Annotated in this window: 15 protein-coding genes and 1 other annotated feature; of the genes, 11 read left to right on the forward strand and 4 right to left on the reverse strand. The window is 39.3% G+C overall.

The genetic code is table 11. From position 1 onward, the window contains the following. Positions 1-177: 177 nt before the first annotated feature. The gene (locus QFX10_RS08425; protein ID WP_280605793.1) at positions 178-1,908 is read right to left on the reverse strand and encodes a glycerophosphoryl diester phosphodiesterase membrane domain-containing protein; all 1,731 of its coding nucleotides are present in this window, start codon (positions 1,906-1,908) and stop codon (positions 178-180) included. A gap of 231 nt (positions 1,909-2,139) precedes the next feature. After that, positions 2,140-2,763, reverse strand: coding sequence for a transcriptional repressor LexA (lexA, locus tag QFX10_RS08430; protein ID WP_280605794.1), 624 nt, complete (start codon positions 2,761-2,763; stop codon positions 2,140-2,142). A 153-nt stretch (positions 2,764-2,916) separates the two neighbouring features. Here lexA and QFX10_RS08435 point away from each other — a divergent pair, with 153 nt between their 5' ends. Then, positions 2,917-3,210 (forward strand): DUF896 domain-containing protein, encoded by a 294-nt coding sequence (locus QFX10_RS08435; RefSeq protein WP_369943310.1) that lies wholly within the window; start codon positions 2,917-2,919, stop codon positions 3,208-3,210. An 85-nt stretch (positions 3,211-3,295) separates the two neighbouring features. Continuing rightward, positions 3,296-3,520, forward strand: coding sequence for a YneF family protein (locus QFX10_RS08440; RefSeq protein ID WP_280607265.1), 225 nt, complete (start codon positions 3,296-3,298; stop codon positions 3,518-3,520). 85 nt (positions 3,521-3,605) lie between these two features. Here QFX10_RS08440 and QFX10_RS08445 read toward each other — a convergent pair whose 3' ends face one another. After that, positions 3,606-4,235 carry a lysophospholipid acyltransferase family protein gene (locus QFX10_RS08445; protein WP_280605796.1) on the reverse strand — a complete coding sequence of 210 codons (630 nt, stop codon included), beginning with the start codon at positions 4,233-4,235 and terminating at the stop codon, positions 3,606-3,608. Between the two features lie 216 nt (positions 4,236-4,451). Here QFX10_RS08445 and QFX10_RS08450 point away from each other — a divergent pair, with 216 nt between their 5' ends. From QFX10_RS08450 to tsf, 5 genes are all read left to right on the forward strand, one after another. Beyond that, positions 4,452-5,210 carry a tRNA1(Val) (adenine(37)-N6)-methyltransferase gene (locus QFX10_RS08450; protein WP_280605797.1) on the forward strand — a complete coding sequence of 253 codons (759 nt, stop codon included), beginning with the start codon at positions 4,452-4,454 and terminating at the stop codon, positions 5,208-5,210. Further along, on the forward strand, positions 5,194-5,469 hold the full coding sequence (locus QFX10_RS08455) for a GIY-YIG nuclease family protein (RefSeq protein ID WP_280605798.1): 276 nt from the start codon (positions 5,194-5,196) through the stop codon (positions 5,467-5,469). The genes QFX10_RS08450 and QFX10_RS08455 overlap by 17 nt, the downstream gene beginning before the upstream one ends. 236 nt (positions 5,470-5,705) lie before the next feature. Beyond that, on the forward strand, positions 5,706-6,689 hold the full coding sequence (locus QFX10_RS08460) for a D-2-hydroxyacid dehydrogenase (RefSeq protein WP_280605799.1): 984 nt from the start codon (positions 5,706-5,708) through the stop codon (positions 6,687-6,689). Between the two features lie 187 nt (positions 6,690-6,876). Further along, entirely contained in the window at positions 6,877-7,671 is a 795-nt protein-coding gene (gene rpsB / locus QFX10_RS08465; protein ID WP_280605800.1) for a 30S ribosomal protein S2, read from the forward strand. 100 nt (positions 7,672-7,771) lie between these two features. Beyond that, on the forward strand, positions 7,772-8,647 hold the full coding sequence (gene tsf / locus QFX10_RS08470) for a translation elongation factor Ts (protein WP_280605801.1): 876 nt from the start codon (positions 7,772-7,774) through the stop codon (positions 8,645-8,647). A 240-nt stretch (positions 8,648-8,887) separates the two neighbouring features. Here the strand turns inward: tsf and QFX10_RS08475 are convergent, their stop codons facing one another. After that, entirely contained in the window at positions 8,888-9,190 is a 303-nt protein-coding gene (locus QFX10_RS08475) for a hypothetical protein (protein WP_280605802.1), read from the reverse strand. Positions 9,191-9,411: 221 nt separating this feature from the next. Here QFX10_RS08475 and QFX10_RS08480 point away from each other — a divergent pair, with 221 nt between their 5' ends. The 4 genes from QFX10_RS08480 (at position 9,412) to pheT (ending at position 14,150) form a co-directional block, all read left to right on the forward strand. Further along, positions 9,412-9,921 (forward strand): HD domain-containing protein, encoded by a 510-nt coding sequence (locus QFX10_RS08480; protein WP_280605803.1) that lies wholly within the window; start codon positions 9,412-9,414, stop codon positions 9,919-9,921. Between the two features lie 100 nt (positions 9,922-10,021). After that, positions 10,022-10,360 (forward strand): winged helix-turn-helix transcriptional regulator, encoded by a 339-nt coding sequence (locus QFX10_RS08485; RefSeq protein ID WP_280605804.1) that lies wholly within the window; start codon positions 10,022-10,024, stop codon positions 10,358-10,360. Between the two features lie 46 nt (positions 10,361-10,406). Then, positions 10,407-10,623: a binding site (T-box leader), on the forward strand. 59 nt (positions 10,624-10,682) lie between these two features. Further along, complete coding sequence (pheS, locus tag QFX10_RS08490; protein WP_280607266.1) at positions 10,683-11,729, forward strand: phenylalanine--tRNA ligase subunit alpha; 1,047 nt, start codon at positions 10,683-10,685, stop codon at positions 11,727-11,729. A 6-nt stretch (positions 11,730-11,735) separates the two neighbouring features. Then, positions 11,736-14,150, forward strand: a complete 2,415-nt coding sequence (pheT, locus tag QFX10_RS08495) for a phenylalanine--tRNA ligase subunit beta (RefSeq protein ID WP_280605805.1) — start codon at positions 11,736-11,738, stop codon at positions 14,148-14,150. Positions 14,151-14,322: the final 172 nt, after the last annotated feature.

Below are 14,322 nucleotides of genomic sequence, written 5' to 3' on the forward strand. Positions count from 1 at the left end.
ACCACTTCATTTTGAGTGTGGAATTTTTTATTTTAGTAGACCGAATTCTTCTGCTAGGAAGAAATTTTACCTGAAAATACCTGGCGAGTCAGTCTAATATGCAATCACGATCACGCACCAAAGCCCAAATCGTTGATATATAAAGACTCTTCAAAGTAACTTTGAATGATATAATATTTAATTTGGAAAGAAGATCAAGTAGTCAAGCAACCGCGAGGCGTAACTCTTGTTTGTCTTGAGTTCTTGGTAAACTTGTTTAGCTTCAGTGACATTATCAGTAATTACTCCATCAACGTCTAAAAACGCTGCTTCTTTAAAACTCTCTTCATCATTGACTGTCCAAGAATAGACTTTTTTCAAACTGAGTTTAGCTTGGGTGACAAAAGTCGAGTTAAGGGTCGTTTTTTCCATTGTATATCCGTTGGCAGGTGTTTGAGGAAAAATAAAATTGTAAGGTAAAATGTAATAAGTTGCTAATTTTGGTGTATATTTTTTAGCTGCTGTAATAACCGCATAATCTAATGATTGAAGTTGCGCATTTTGTTGGAGCAGTTTAGGTCCATATTCTTTAAAGAAATTAGGCAACATTTGTTTAGAATCACGAGCAGTCGTCTTGATCTCGACTAAAAGTTTTTGATGATAACGAGCAGCAGCTTTGAGATATTCATCCAAACTAGGGATCTTAGCTGTATATCCATTTTCTTGTACTGTTAAAGCAGTCAGTTGTGCTAGAGTCAATTCTTGGGGACTGACATCGCGTCCTGTTAGTTCTTTGAGATTTTCATCATGCATAACGACAAAGCGCTGGTCTTTTGTCTCTTGGACATCGATCTCAACATAATCTGGCTTTGATTTTGCTGTTTTTCGTAAAGCAGGCAATGTATTTTGGACACCATTTTCATTATCAACGCCACGGTGTGAGATGATCAAAGGCATGTTTCCGATATTTACTAAATAAAATCCGTTACTTAAGAGAGTGAGCCCGCTGAATAAAAAGACTAGCAGACGAGCTGAACGTTCTAGACGACTTCTTTTCGTGCTCTTATATGCAGAGAGCTCAAATTCATGTGGTAAGAGTAGCCGAAAGAGCGTAACACTTACCCAGATCGTGATCAAAAAGCTTCCGAGTTGTAATAAAGTGACGTTGAGGCTTCCTGCGCTTAGTGCCAACCAGGCTGAACGTTGATCAAACCAAGTTTGAAGTAGGTATAAGCCACCAAGTAAGAGAAAATTACCACTAAAGGCGAGTAAGGAGAGCTTAAGTAATTTTAAACTAAAAAAGACAAAACGTCCTTTAGTCAACTGAAAACTCGTTGCTACAGCTTTTTTAAGTGATTGTTTTTTTAAAAGGAGGACAGGTAAAACATAAAGCAGGCGGATACTTATGATAAAAACAATTAAATAAAAGAGCGTGATCAAGCTTGCATAGAGCGGTTTTTTGAAGAGAAATTCGAGAATAAATTCAGGGACGACGACCTTACTTAACAGTGGACTTTTTAAAAATATACCACTAAATGGAACGATCAGTAAGAAATAGAAAGTAAAAAAGATCATTCCCAATGGATCGAGATGTTTAAATTGTGAGAAGGTATCATAAAAGAGTGCAGTGAAACTAAATTGTTTTTTTTCGATCCGAGCAACTCCGTTTAAGATAAAGGCAAACTGGATGAATACACAAGCGATCAAGCAGAGTAGCTCAAGAAAAAGACTTAGGGTGACAAAAGGGTGAGCCGTGATGACTTGGAAAGCATTAGTGTACGAAAGATAGGGGATCTTGCCTAAATGGAGCAGTAAGGAAGTCAAACTGTTGAACAAAGGGACAACAAGTAGTTCGAGAAAGAGGTCGACACTCAAAAAAAGTACTAGGTACTGCTTCCAATGAAGGCGAAAGTCACGGATAGAATGCATAGTTATTTGACTATATCAATGTAAGATCATCTGATCAGAAAGAAAGATAGTTTCTCCTTTACAAAAAAATTTAGTAAGTGGACTCTGGTTACATTTTAACTTTCTCCAGAGATCAAAATTATAGTTTTCTTAACTATATTGTACCCAACCGAATTGTGTGAGACAACAAAAAATCTCCTAAAGATAAAAAGCGATATTTTATCTTTAGGAGACTAATAATAATTTTTTGGCTCAGATCATATCCCGATAAAGACCGATAACTTTACCTAAGATCGTAACTTGTTGTAAGATGATCGGTTCCATCGTCTCATTTTCTGGTTGAAGCCGAAAATGATCGACTTCTTTGAAAAAACGTTTACATGTTGCTTCATCGTCTTCAGTCATAGCGATCACGATGTCGCCATTATCAGCGCTAGCTTGTTTTCTGACGATAACTAAGTCACCATCATATATCCCAGCATCGATCATACTTTCACCACGGATATTGAGCATGAAAAGGTCACTTGCGTCTTTTAAGTTAGGTGGAAGTGGGAAGTAATCTGTTGTCTCTTCGACTGTTAATATCGGAACACCGGCAGTAACAGTGCCCACGATCGGGATCTGATCGTGCTCTTCTTCGATCCCTAAAGCTTCAAGACCAGCTTGAGTGACTTCCATTGCACGGGGCTTAGTAGGATCGCGTTTGAGCAAACCTTTTTTTGTCAGCCGAGCTAAGTGTCCGTGGACAGTTGAAGTTGAGGAAAGTGAGACTGCACGCCCGATCTCACGCACCGTTGGGGGATATCCTTTACTTTCGACCATATTATAGATGAAACGCAAAATGTTCATTTGTCTTGTCTCGGATGATTTTGTCATTTTGAACACCTCGTTGCATATTTATAAATAGAGTATAGCATAGAAGTTGATTTGTGACAAACGGATGTTTGTTTTTGTAGAGGGAATAGGTGACTTTTAAAGGGATTTGAGCTAAAATATAGTTGTATATCAGCTGTGAAAAGAGGAATTATGATGTCAGAAAAAGAAGAAAAAGAATTAGAAGCTGTTGAAGAACAAAAGAAGGGTGCGATCCCACAAGAATTGATCGATCGGATCAATGAACTTGCCAAGAAGAAAAAAGAAGGAACTTTAACAGACGAAGAGGCAAAAGAACAACAAGAATTGCGCAAAACATATTTAGCGATGTTTCGTGAAAACTTCCGTAGCCACGTTGAAATGCTTCAAATCTATGACAAAGATGGAAAAGAAGTTACGCCAGAAAAAGTTAAAAAGATCCAACGTGAACGGGGCTTGCGTGATAACTGAGTAAAATCGCGCTCAGGCTTTATTTTTAAGGGCTAGTTGTGTAGAATAAGATATTGAATGAATTCTTAATAAAGGGGGTGCAATGATGTCGACAGGAATTTGGGTAGTGATCGTGATCGTAGCTCTGATCCTTGGTTTTGTTGGGGGCTTTTTTGCCGCTCGGAGATACATGGAAGATTATTTGAAGAAAAATCCTCCGATCAATGAACAAATGCTTCGAACAATGATGATCCAAATGGGTCAAAAACCTTCAGAAAAGAAATTGCATCAGATGATGGCCTCCATGCGATCAAATATGTCAAAGAAATAAGCGAAAGCTTACTAAAAAAGCAGACCTTTAAGAGTCTGCTTTTTTAGTAAGCTGAATACTGCATTATTTAATGATCGAGGCCAAGTCACTTATTATTTTGGCTAGGATCGATATATTTGAAATTTGGATCGAGCGCTGTATCAAGTTCATGAAAAGCCTTTTCCATCTCAGCGATCACTTTGGCTTGATTTTCATCATTGATCTTCATTTTGCGATCGACGTAAAATGGTTTACCAAAGCTGACAGTTGCTTTTTTTCGACTAAATAAGGCTTTGAAAGTCAAAGGACCTTGGTAAACTGCTGGAACGATCGGCACCCCAGTCATTTTAGCGATCAAAACGACGCCACCTTTCATTTCTTGTGAATGTCGTGTTCCAGATGGAAACATGATCAAAGAAAGATCACTTTTCTTTAATAATTTGACAGGTGTTTTGATCACTGAAGGTCCTGGATTTTTACGATCTACTGGAAAAGCGTTGGCATGTCTTAAAATAAAACGCAAGATCGGATTTTTAAAGAGCTCCTCTTTAGCCATAAAACTGAATTTTTTAGGTGAAGCAGCTAAGGCAAAATAGAGGGGATCAAACCAAGTTCGGTGTGGCCCAACTAAAATGTAGTTACCTGTGGGCAAGTTTTCTTTACCAACGTATCGTGGCTTACCGTTGATCAAAACGACGAGACCATGGACTAGCGCACGAATGAATGAATAAAACACAAGACTTTCCCCTTTCATCTAAAAAAAGTAAGTGAGTGCTGTTATTAAGCGCCAAACTTACTATTTAACATGCTCTATATTATACTACATCGTGCATTGTTTGCAAAACGCGCACGTTGATTTTTGACAAGCTACTGAGCATAGTATACATTGGAAAGTAAAACTGGTTTTTGCTTTTTGACCAGTGAAGTTAAATTTGACGAAGAAGGTGTCTATATGACTGATTTTGCACTGACGGCAGATGAACGGATCGATCAATTATACGCAAATGATATCAAGATAATCCAAAGCCCAAGTGTTTTTTCATTCTCGCTGGATGCAGTCTTACTAGCACATTTTGCTGCACCACCGTTAAAGAGCCAAGCTAAGATCGTGGATCTTTGTGCGGGTAATGGAGCAGTGGGGTTGTTTTTGACTGCTAAGACTAAAGCTCAGATCATTGAGATCGAATTACAAGAACGCTTAGCTCAGATGGCTCAACGCAGTGTCTATTTAAATCAGCTTGAAGATCAGGTCGCTGTTTTGAATATCGATCTAAATGATACATTCAAATATTTGAACAAAGATACTTATGACGTAGTGACTTGTAATCCGCCATATTTTTCTGATCTTCCTAAAAGTAAAAAGAACCCCAACCAGTATTTAGCCATCGCACGCCATGAGATCACAGTAACTTTAGAAGAGACGCTCCAAGTAACAAGTGGTCTTTTAAAAACACGTGGTAAAACATATTTTGTCCATCGCCCAGAGCGTTTATTTGAGATCACAGAATTGATGAAAAAACATCGCCTAGCGCCTAAAAAGATCCAACTTGTTTATCCTAAAGCTGGTCGAGAAGCTAATATGGTCTTGATCGAAGCAATAAAAGATGGGCGTACGGGAGGTGTGCGTTTCTTGCCACCGATCACTGTATATGATGAAAATGATGAGTACTTGCCTTTTATCAAAGAGGTCCTATATGGAAAAAAAGACTAAATGCTACTATTTTTATGTTTTGCAATGTTGCGATCAAACTTTATACAGTGGTTTTACTGTTGACCTTGCCAAGCGACTCAAAGTGCATAATCAAGGTAAAGGTGCTAAATATACGCGAGCGCGACGCCCTGTTAAGTTGATCTACCACGAATGTTTTTCGACTAAGCGCGCAGCACTGCAAAAAGAGTATGCTTTTAAACAGTTAAAGCGTAAGCAAAAACTCAAATATTTGTGCGAGCAAGGGATCGTAATTGAATAAAAGGTCTTTAGTATTTTAGACTAACGGTCAGTGAAAAAATTTTGTTAAAATAAGATCAGTGGTCTATTCTAATAGATCTGGCTTTGATATCACCAGAAGGAACAAAAATGTGACAAGATATCAGGTATAAAAACTAAGTTAAAGCAGTTTATCGTATTTAGGATAACTGCCAATAAAATTTGTGAAAGGAAATCTATAAGCTTTCTAGTCAGTCACATCTTATAGAATTTAGTTTTATGAAATTTATTGCATATAACGTACGCCAAGACGAACAAAATTATTTTGAAAAATGGGCAAAAGAAAATGCTGTCCCAGTCAAATTAGTCACTGAAGAGTTGACTGATGAGAATCTTCCGCTAGCCAAAGGGTATAATGCTGTGATCAGTTTTCAGACTGGAGTCTATCCAAGTGATCTCTTTGACAAACTTGCTAGCTATGGAGTAAAAGATATTTCGATCAGAAATGTCGGTGTCGATAATCTAGATCTAGCTTCAGCTAAGGCAAATAAGATCGCAGTAACTAATGTTCCCGCTTATTCGCCAAATGCGATCGCTGAATTTTCCGTTGCAACGTTACTGCAACTTTTACGTAATCAAAATATTTATCGTAAGCGGATGGCTAAAAACGATTATCGTTGGGCACCTTTTGTAGGTAAAGAGATCCGCGCTTTGACGATCGGCTTGGTCGGAACTGGTCGGATCGGCAAAGCTGCACTTGAGATCTATCGTGGTTTTGGAGCTAAAGTGATCGCTTATGATCCTTATCATGACCCAAAACTTGAAGCACAGGGGCTTTATGTCGATACATTAGAAGAACTAGTATCCCAAGCAGACGTTGTGACACTTCATATGCCAGGGTCAGAAGGCTATTTGATCGATGAAGCTTTGATCAAAAAAATGAAACCAGGAGCTTATATTATCAATACAGCTCGGGGCTCTTTGATCGATTCGAAAGCTTTACTGGAAGCTTTAAAAGCTGGACGTCTTGGAGGAGCTGCTTTAGACACGTATGAATATGAAACACCGATCTTTAATCATGATCTAGAAGATATTGGTGTCAAAGACGAACTCTTTAATGAACTAGTAGCGCTTGATAATGTGGTCATGACACCGCATATCGCTTTTTATACAGAAACTGCGGTCGAAAATATGGTGACGATCGCGCTTGATTCGGCCAAAGCAGTACTTGAGACAGGGACTGCGCCGACTTTAGTTGAATGATCAAAAAGTAATTAAATATTTTACTACTTAATTATTGCAAATGTGTAGTTATTACTTTATAATGTTAGAAGTGCCTCTTGAGGTACAATTCACACTCTATGCGATGGATAAAAGAGTGCTCGGAGCTGAGTTTTTTATTCGTTGAACATAGGGGAGGATAATAAAACTATTTTGGAGGTTAATTGTAATGGCTGTTATTTCCATGAAACAATTACTTGAAGCTGGTGTACATTTCGGTCACCAAACACGTCGTTGGAATCCTAAGATGAAGAAATATATCTTCACAGAACGTAATGGGATCTACATCATCGACTTACAAAAAACGGTTAAGTTGATCGATGAAGCTTATGACTTCATGAAAGATGCTGCTGCAAACGACGGCGTTATCTTATTTGTTGGTACAAAGAAACAAGCACAAGATGCGATCGAAGAAGAAGCAAAACGTGCAGGTCAATACTACGTAAACCATCGTTGGTTAGGTGGTACATTGACAAACTGGAACACGATCCAAACACGTATCAAGCGTTTGAAAGAGATCAAAGCGATGGAAGAAGATGGTACATTTGAAGTGCTACCTAAGAAAGAAGTTGCTTTATTGATCAAAGAACGTGATCGTCTTCAAAAATTCCTTGGTGGTATCGAAGATATGCCACGCATCCCAGATGTATTGTTCATCGTTGACCCACGCAAGGAACGTATCGCAGTTAAGGAAGCTCAAAAACTTAACATTCCTATCGTTGCTATGGTCGACACAAATGCTGATCCAGATGAGATCGATGTTAAGATCCCATCAAACGATGACGCTATCCGTGCCGTTCGTTTGATCACATCTAAGATGGCAGATGCAATCATCGAAGGTCGTCAAGGTGAAGATGATGCTCCTGTTTCAGAAGAAACATTCAACGCTAACGATGAAGAAGTAGAATCAATCGAAGAGATCGTTGAAGTTGTTGAAGGTAACAACGATACAGATGCTGAATAGTTAATAAACTTAGGCTGTCTCAGGTTAGGTAGGCATTTTGGCCTTAGTCCTTGAGACAGTCTTTTTTAAAATAATATTACTTTAAGGAGGCCACTAGGCTATGGCAAAAGTTACTGCTGCTCAAGTAAAAGAATTACGTGAAAAAACTGGCGTTGGTATGATGGACGCTAAGAAAGCTTTAGTTGCTGTTGATGGTGACATGGACAAAGCTATTGATTTCTTACGTGAAAAAGGGATGGCAAAGGCTGCTAAGAAGAGCGACCGTGTTGCAGCTGAAGGCTTAGCAGACGTTGAGATCGTTGGTAACACAGCGGCTGTCGTTGAGATCAATGCTGAAACTGACTTCGTTGCTCAAAACCAACAATTCAAAGATCTTGTTAAGCGTATCGCTAAATTGATCGCTGAAAACAAGCCAGCTGACCTTGAAGCTGCTTTAGCTATCAAGACAGACAAAGGGACAGTGCAAGATGAGATCATCGAAGCAACACAAGTTATCGGTGAAAAGATCACTTTACGCCGTTTTGAATTAGTTGACAAAGCTGACAACGAAAACTTTGGTGCATACTTACACATGGGTGGTAAGATCGCTGTGTTAACAGTTGTTGAAGGTGCTGACGAAGCTGTTGCTAAAGACGTTGCAATGCACGTTGCTGCGATCAACCCTAAATATGTAAACCGCGATGAAGTTCCTGCTAGTGAAGTAGAACATGAAAAAGCAGTTTTGACTGAAGAAGCTAAAAACGAAGGTAAGCCAGAAAACATCATCGAAAAGATGGTTGCTGGCCGTTTGAACAAATTCTTTGCTGAAGTTGCTTTAGATGACCAAGCATTTGTCAAAGATCCAGACTTGACAGTTGCAAAATTCGTTGCTTCTAAAGACGGTAAAGTCAAATCATTTATCCGTTACGAAGTTGGTGAAGGTATCGAAAAGAAAGCCGACAACTTTGTTGAAGAAGTTATGTCACAAGTTAAATAATTGTCAAGAGCCCTTGCATGTGCGAGGGCTTTTTTTTGAGGCTGTGATATAAGTAAAAAGACATCTTCAAATTTCGAATGTTAGAATTTTGAAGATGCCTTTCTTTATTCTGAAAATACTAGTTTTAGGACTTTACAGGACCAAGTAACAACTAAACAACGAATAGTAATTCTTTAGCGGTAGTTTTTATTAATATATATGATACTAAAAACTACTTATGTCACAGCCTCTTTTTTTACTTTATTCAAATTCAAGTTCGATCACGGCTTCACTTAGTTGATCTAAGATCTCATAACTTTCGATATATTCAAGCCATTTTTCTTCGCTTTTACCTTTGAGCGCTCCGTTGAGCTTATCATAGATGTTTGCAGAAAAAGTTGCTAGCATATCTTCTGTCGCCCGTTCGACACGACGTTCATTCCAACGGCGAGCGGCGGGACGGTCGTCGTTTTTAGCTGTTTGATAAGCAAAAGCTTTGTCATAAAACTTAGTTAAAATGTCGCTATTTTCTTCGATATACGCTAAAAGTTCATTTTTATCCATAAGTACATTGATCCTTTCGAATGTATGTTCTACTAAATTATAGCACATTTGTTCGCTTAAGAGCTATTACTTTCCATAAAAATTGCTTTTTTTAAATTTGTATTTAATTTTACGGATTTCTGAGTACAAAGATTGCTTTTATGGTATAAAATAGTAATATTAAAGGTGAGAAGAAGTTTTTTAGCTCATGTCAAATCAGTAAAGGAAGGGATCCAGCGTAGATGAAAAGAGACCTATGGCAAAATGATGAAGAGTATATGAGTTATGTCGGTGAGTTATTGGAAAAACCAGAAGTAAAACGCTTGGCGGACTATACCCAACACCATTTTTCAACTCGACTGGAACATTGTATCGCTGTGTCCTATGAAAGCTATTTGATCGCTAAAAGATTTCATTTGGACGCAAAGGCAACAGCTCGAGCTGGACTTTTGCATGACTTATTTTATTATGACTGGCGTGTGACAAAGTTTGATCGGGGGACGCATGCGTGGATCCATCCACGGATTGCTGTGCGAAACGCTGAAAAGTTAACGACATTGACACCAAAAGAAAAAGATATCATCATCAAGCATATGTGGGGGGCAACGACTTGTCCACCAAAGTATGCTGAAGGTTATATCGTCACGCTTGTTGATAAGCAACTTGCAACAGAGGAGTATAGTCACCATCTCTCACTCAAACTTTTAAGTTCGCTAAAACAAGTTCTAGGCTTTGCTAAAGTAAGTGAATAGTGTAAAATAGTGGTGAGCACTATGATTGCATAGTATATGACCCGCATTTCATCAGTGCGGGTCTTTTTAGTAATATTTTTTAGAAGAGGGGTAGAGACTAGTGAGTGAAACAAAGGTAAGTTTTAAAGTCTGTCCTAAGTTTCAAAAAACATTTGGGATCTTAGGCAAAAAATGGAATGGTTTGATCATTGAAGTTTTATTAAATGAAGGACCACAGCGCTTTAAGGAATTAGCACAAAAAGTCGAAAAGTGTAGCGATCGTGTGTTAGTTGAACGCTTAAAAGAGCTTGAAAAAGAAGATCTTGTTGAAAGGATCACACCAGAAAATAGTGCTCGGGCTGTTTATCAATTAACAGTTCGAGGTGAAGATCTAAGGGATATTATGCAAGATATCCATATTTGGTCAGAAAAGTGGTATTCTTTAGAAGATTGTAATTAACGCTTGACTAATCTTTAGGCTACGCTTAAACTGAACTGTATAGTTAATAAAGACGTAGACGGAAAATAGTAGGTCAGCAAACGAGTCAGGGAAGAGCTGGTAACTGGAAAAGCTCGCTCGCTTTGATGATTGAATTTCACTTCCTGAGTTGCTGTTGGGATTCTAGTAAGATGAATAACAGATCGGTTCATGACCGTTTTATCATGGAAAAGTGCTGTTAGATCAACAGAACAAGGGTGGTACCGCGAAGCCTCGTCCCTTTTTAGGGAGGGGCTTTTTATTTTGCGTTGAAAATAAGTTAAGCTCGAAAGGAACGATGACTGTGAACCTGAAGGAAAAACTTGAAGAGATCAAGAAGAATGGTCTAGAAGAGATCAAACAGGCTGAAAATAGCAACCACATCAACGATGTCCGGGTCAAATTATTAGGAAAAAAAGGCTCGATCACTGAAGTTTTACGTGGTATGCGCGATCTAAGTGCCGAAGAACGCCCGAAAGTTGGGAGTTTTGCTAATAAGATCAGAGATGAGTTGACAGAAGCGATCACTAAAAAACACGAAGAACTGGAAGAAAAGAAATTAGCTAAACGTTTAGCAAGTGAGACACTTGATGTGACCTTGCCGGCAACAGAAGTAAAGTTAGGCACACCACATGTTTTAGTTCAAGTGATCGATGAGATCGAAAAGCTCTTTTTAGGGATGGGCTTCCAAGTTGTCGATGGTCCTGAAGTTGAAGAAGATCACTATAATTTTGAAATGCTGAACCTACCTGCTGATCACCCTGCACGGGATATGCAAGATACATTTTATATCACTAAACAACTTTTGATGCGGACGCAAACTTCGCCTGTCCAAGCACGGACGATGGAAGTTCATGATTTTGCTCAAGGCCCGCTCAAAATGATCTCGCCAGGGAAAGTTTACCGACGCGATACGGATGATGCTACACACTCGCATCAATTTCACCAGATCGAAGGCCTTGTGATCGATAAAAATATTACGATGGGCGATCTGAAAGGAACCCTTGAATTGATCGCGAAAAAAGTCTTTGGGGCTGAACGTGAGATCCGTTTGCGTCCAAGTTATTTCCCGTTTACTGAACCATCCGTTGAAGTTGATGTTTCTTGTTTTAAATGTGGTGGAGCAGGTTGTTATGTCTGCAAAAACTCAGGGTGGATCGAAGTTCTTGGAGCAGGGATGGTCCATCCAAATGTCTTAAAGATGGCAGGGATCGATCCCGAAGTTTATGGAGGCTTTGCCTTTGGTCTAGGACCAGACCGCTTTGCGATGTTAAAATATGGCGTTGATGACATTCGCGAGTTTTACTTGAACGATGTGCGCTTTTTAGAACAATTTTCTCAGAAAGGATAGTAATCCATGAAAGTTTCAACAAAATGGTTAAATGAATATGTTCCGGTAGCAGATCTTGATCCGATCGCACTATCAGAAAAAATCGAAAGGACAGCAGTCGAAGTTGCTAGTACGACACGCTTAGCTGACGGGCTAAAGAAGATCGTAGTTGGCCACACACTAGAAGTAAAAGATCACCCTAATTCTGATCATTTGCATATTTGCCAAGTTGATGTTGGGGAAGAAGAACCGCTTCAGATCGTCTGTGGTGCTCCAAATATCAAAGCTGATCAAAAGGTGATCGTTGCTTTACCAAATTCACGGATCGCAGGAAATGTTAAGATCAAGCGCGGAAAAATGCGTGGTGAAGTTTCCGAAGGTATGATCTGTGCTTTACAAGAATTAGGTTTTTCTGAAAGTGTCGTTCCAAAAGAATTTGCTGATGGGATCTACGTTCTACCAGCTGATGCTAAGCCAGGAGATGCTGTCTTTGATTATCTTGGCATGGATGAGACTGTGATCGATCTAGATATTACACCAAACCGTGGTGATCTTTTGAGCATGCGTGGTGCTGCACATGAGATCGCTGCGATCTATGATCGCGAAGTGACTTTGACGCATCCGACCGTAATAGAAGATCAAACAACGACTGTAACTGATGAATTAACTGTTACAGCTGATCCAGCTTTAGCACCAACGTATTTGATCAGAACGATCAAAAATGTCACAGTCAAAGAAAGCCCGCTTTGGTTACAGACTCGTTTATGGAATGCAGGGATCCGTCCGATCAATAATATCGTTGACGTGACAAATTATATTTTATTAGATTATGGACAACCATTACATGCTTTTGATCAAGCTAAACTTCCTGCTAAAGAACTAACAGTGCGCTTAGCGCGAGCAGGTGAAGTTTTAACGACTTTAGATGGTGAAAAGCGCACGTTACAAACAGAAGATATCGTGATCACAAGTAATGATGTTCCAGTTGCCTTAGCTGGAACGATGGGTGGGCTTGAGACCGAGATCAGTGAACAGACGACGACAGTTGCTTTGGAAGCTGCCGTTTTTAATGGACACCATATTCGGAAAACATCACGCCGTGAAAATCTCCACTCAGAAGCTTCGATGCGTTTTGAACGTGGGATCGATCAAGGCGCAGTTCAAGAGGCTTTAGACGCTGCCGCACAAATGATCGCCGACTTAGGTGAAGGGCAAGTTGTTAGTGGAACTGCTATTGGAGCTGAAACTAAACCGAAAGAAGTTACGATCAAAACGAGTTCTGCACATATCAATAAAGTCTTAGGAACAGAGTTGACGCCAGAGGATATTTGTCAGATCTTTGCACGTTTAGGTTTTGAGACAAAAGCAAAAGAAGCTGATATTCTTGTTTTAGTTCCGACTCGACGCTGGGATATCACGATCGAAGCAGATCTAGTCGAGGAAGTTGCGCGGATCTATGGTTATGATAATTTACCAACAACTTTACCAGCTGGGAAAGCCACGCCAGGAAGTTATACGCCAGCTCAAAAGCTGATTCGAGATGCACGCCAGATCTTAGAGGCAAGTGGTTTAGATCAGGCGATCTCGTATAGCTTGACGACGACCGAAAAAGCAACACGTTTTGCTTTGGAAAAAGGGCGACCAACTAAATTAGATCTACCAATGAGTAGTGAACATACGACTGCACGGATGAATTTAGTTTCAGGTCTCTTAGACGATGTTTTTTATAATGCTTCACGGAGTGTAAACGATGTTTTCCTTTATGAACAAGGCCGTGTTTTTGTACGCAAAGACGATGAGGTTCGTCCAACTGAGATCGAGCATTTAGCTGGAGTTTTAACGGGACTTGTGCGTCCGCAAGCTTGGAACGAAGCGAAGGTGGTCGTTGATTTCTACTATGTTAAAGGGATCGTGGCCAACTTATTGGCAACGCTTGGTCTTAAAGATGTCACTTACAAGGCAACAACAACTTATCCTGAGATGCATCCAGGCAGAACAGCGGAGATCGTAGTCAATGGTGAAGTGATCGGCTTTTTAGGTGAGATCCACCCTGTGATCCAAAAAGAATATAAATTTAAGCAAAGAGTCTATGTCTTTGAATTAAACTTAACAAAAGTGATCGCTTTACCTAAACAAACTGAAGTTTATACGCCGATCTCAAAATACCCATCAGTCACGCGTGATATTGCCTTAGCTGTAGCTGATAGTGTAACAAATCAACAATTAATCGACTGCATCAAACAAAATGGTGGAAGCTACTTGACTGATGTCAAATTGTTTGACCTTTATGAGGGCGAACATATCACAGAAGGTTTCAAATCTTTAGCTTATACATTAGTTTACTCCGATCCAAATGGGACTTTACAAGATGAGGTCGTCACAAAAGCCTTTGAAAAAGTTCAAGCTAAATTGATCGAAGAATATAACGTTGATATTCGTTAATACTCAAAAAGACCGAGAAAATAGTATTCTTGGTCTTTTTTGTTATGAGAACGTGTTGCATTTAATGAACTAGACTTATATAATGGTAGGGATAGAGTTCAAGGAGTGATTAATAAAGAGCATATTATAAGTAAATTTAAGCGGATCTAAAATGCTAAAGTTATACATAAAT

It is taken from the genome of Ligilactobacillus faecis (assembly GCF_029889745.1).
GTDB lineage: Bacteria > Bacillota > Bacilli > Lactobacillales > Lactobacillaceae > Ligilactobacillus > Ligilactobacillus faecis.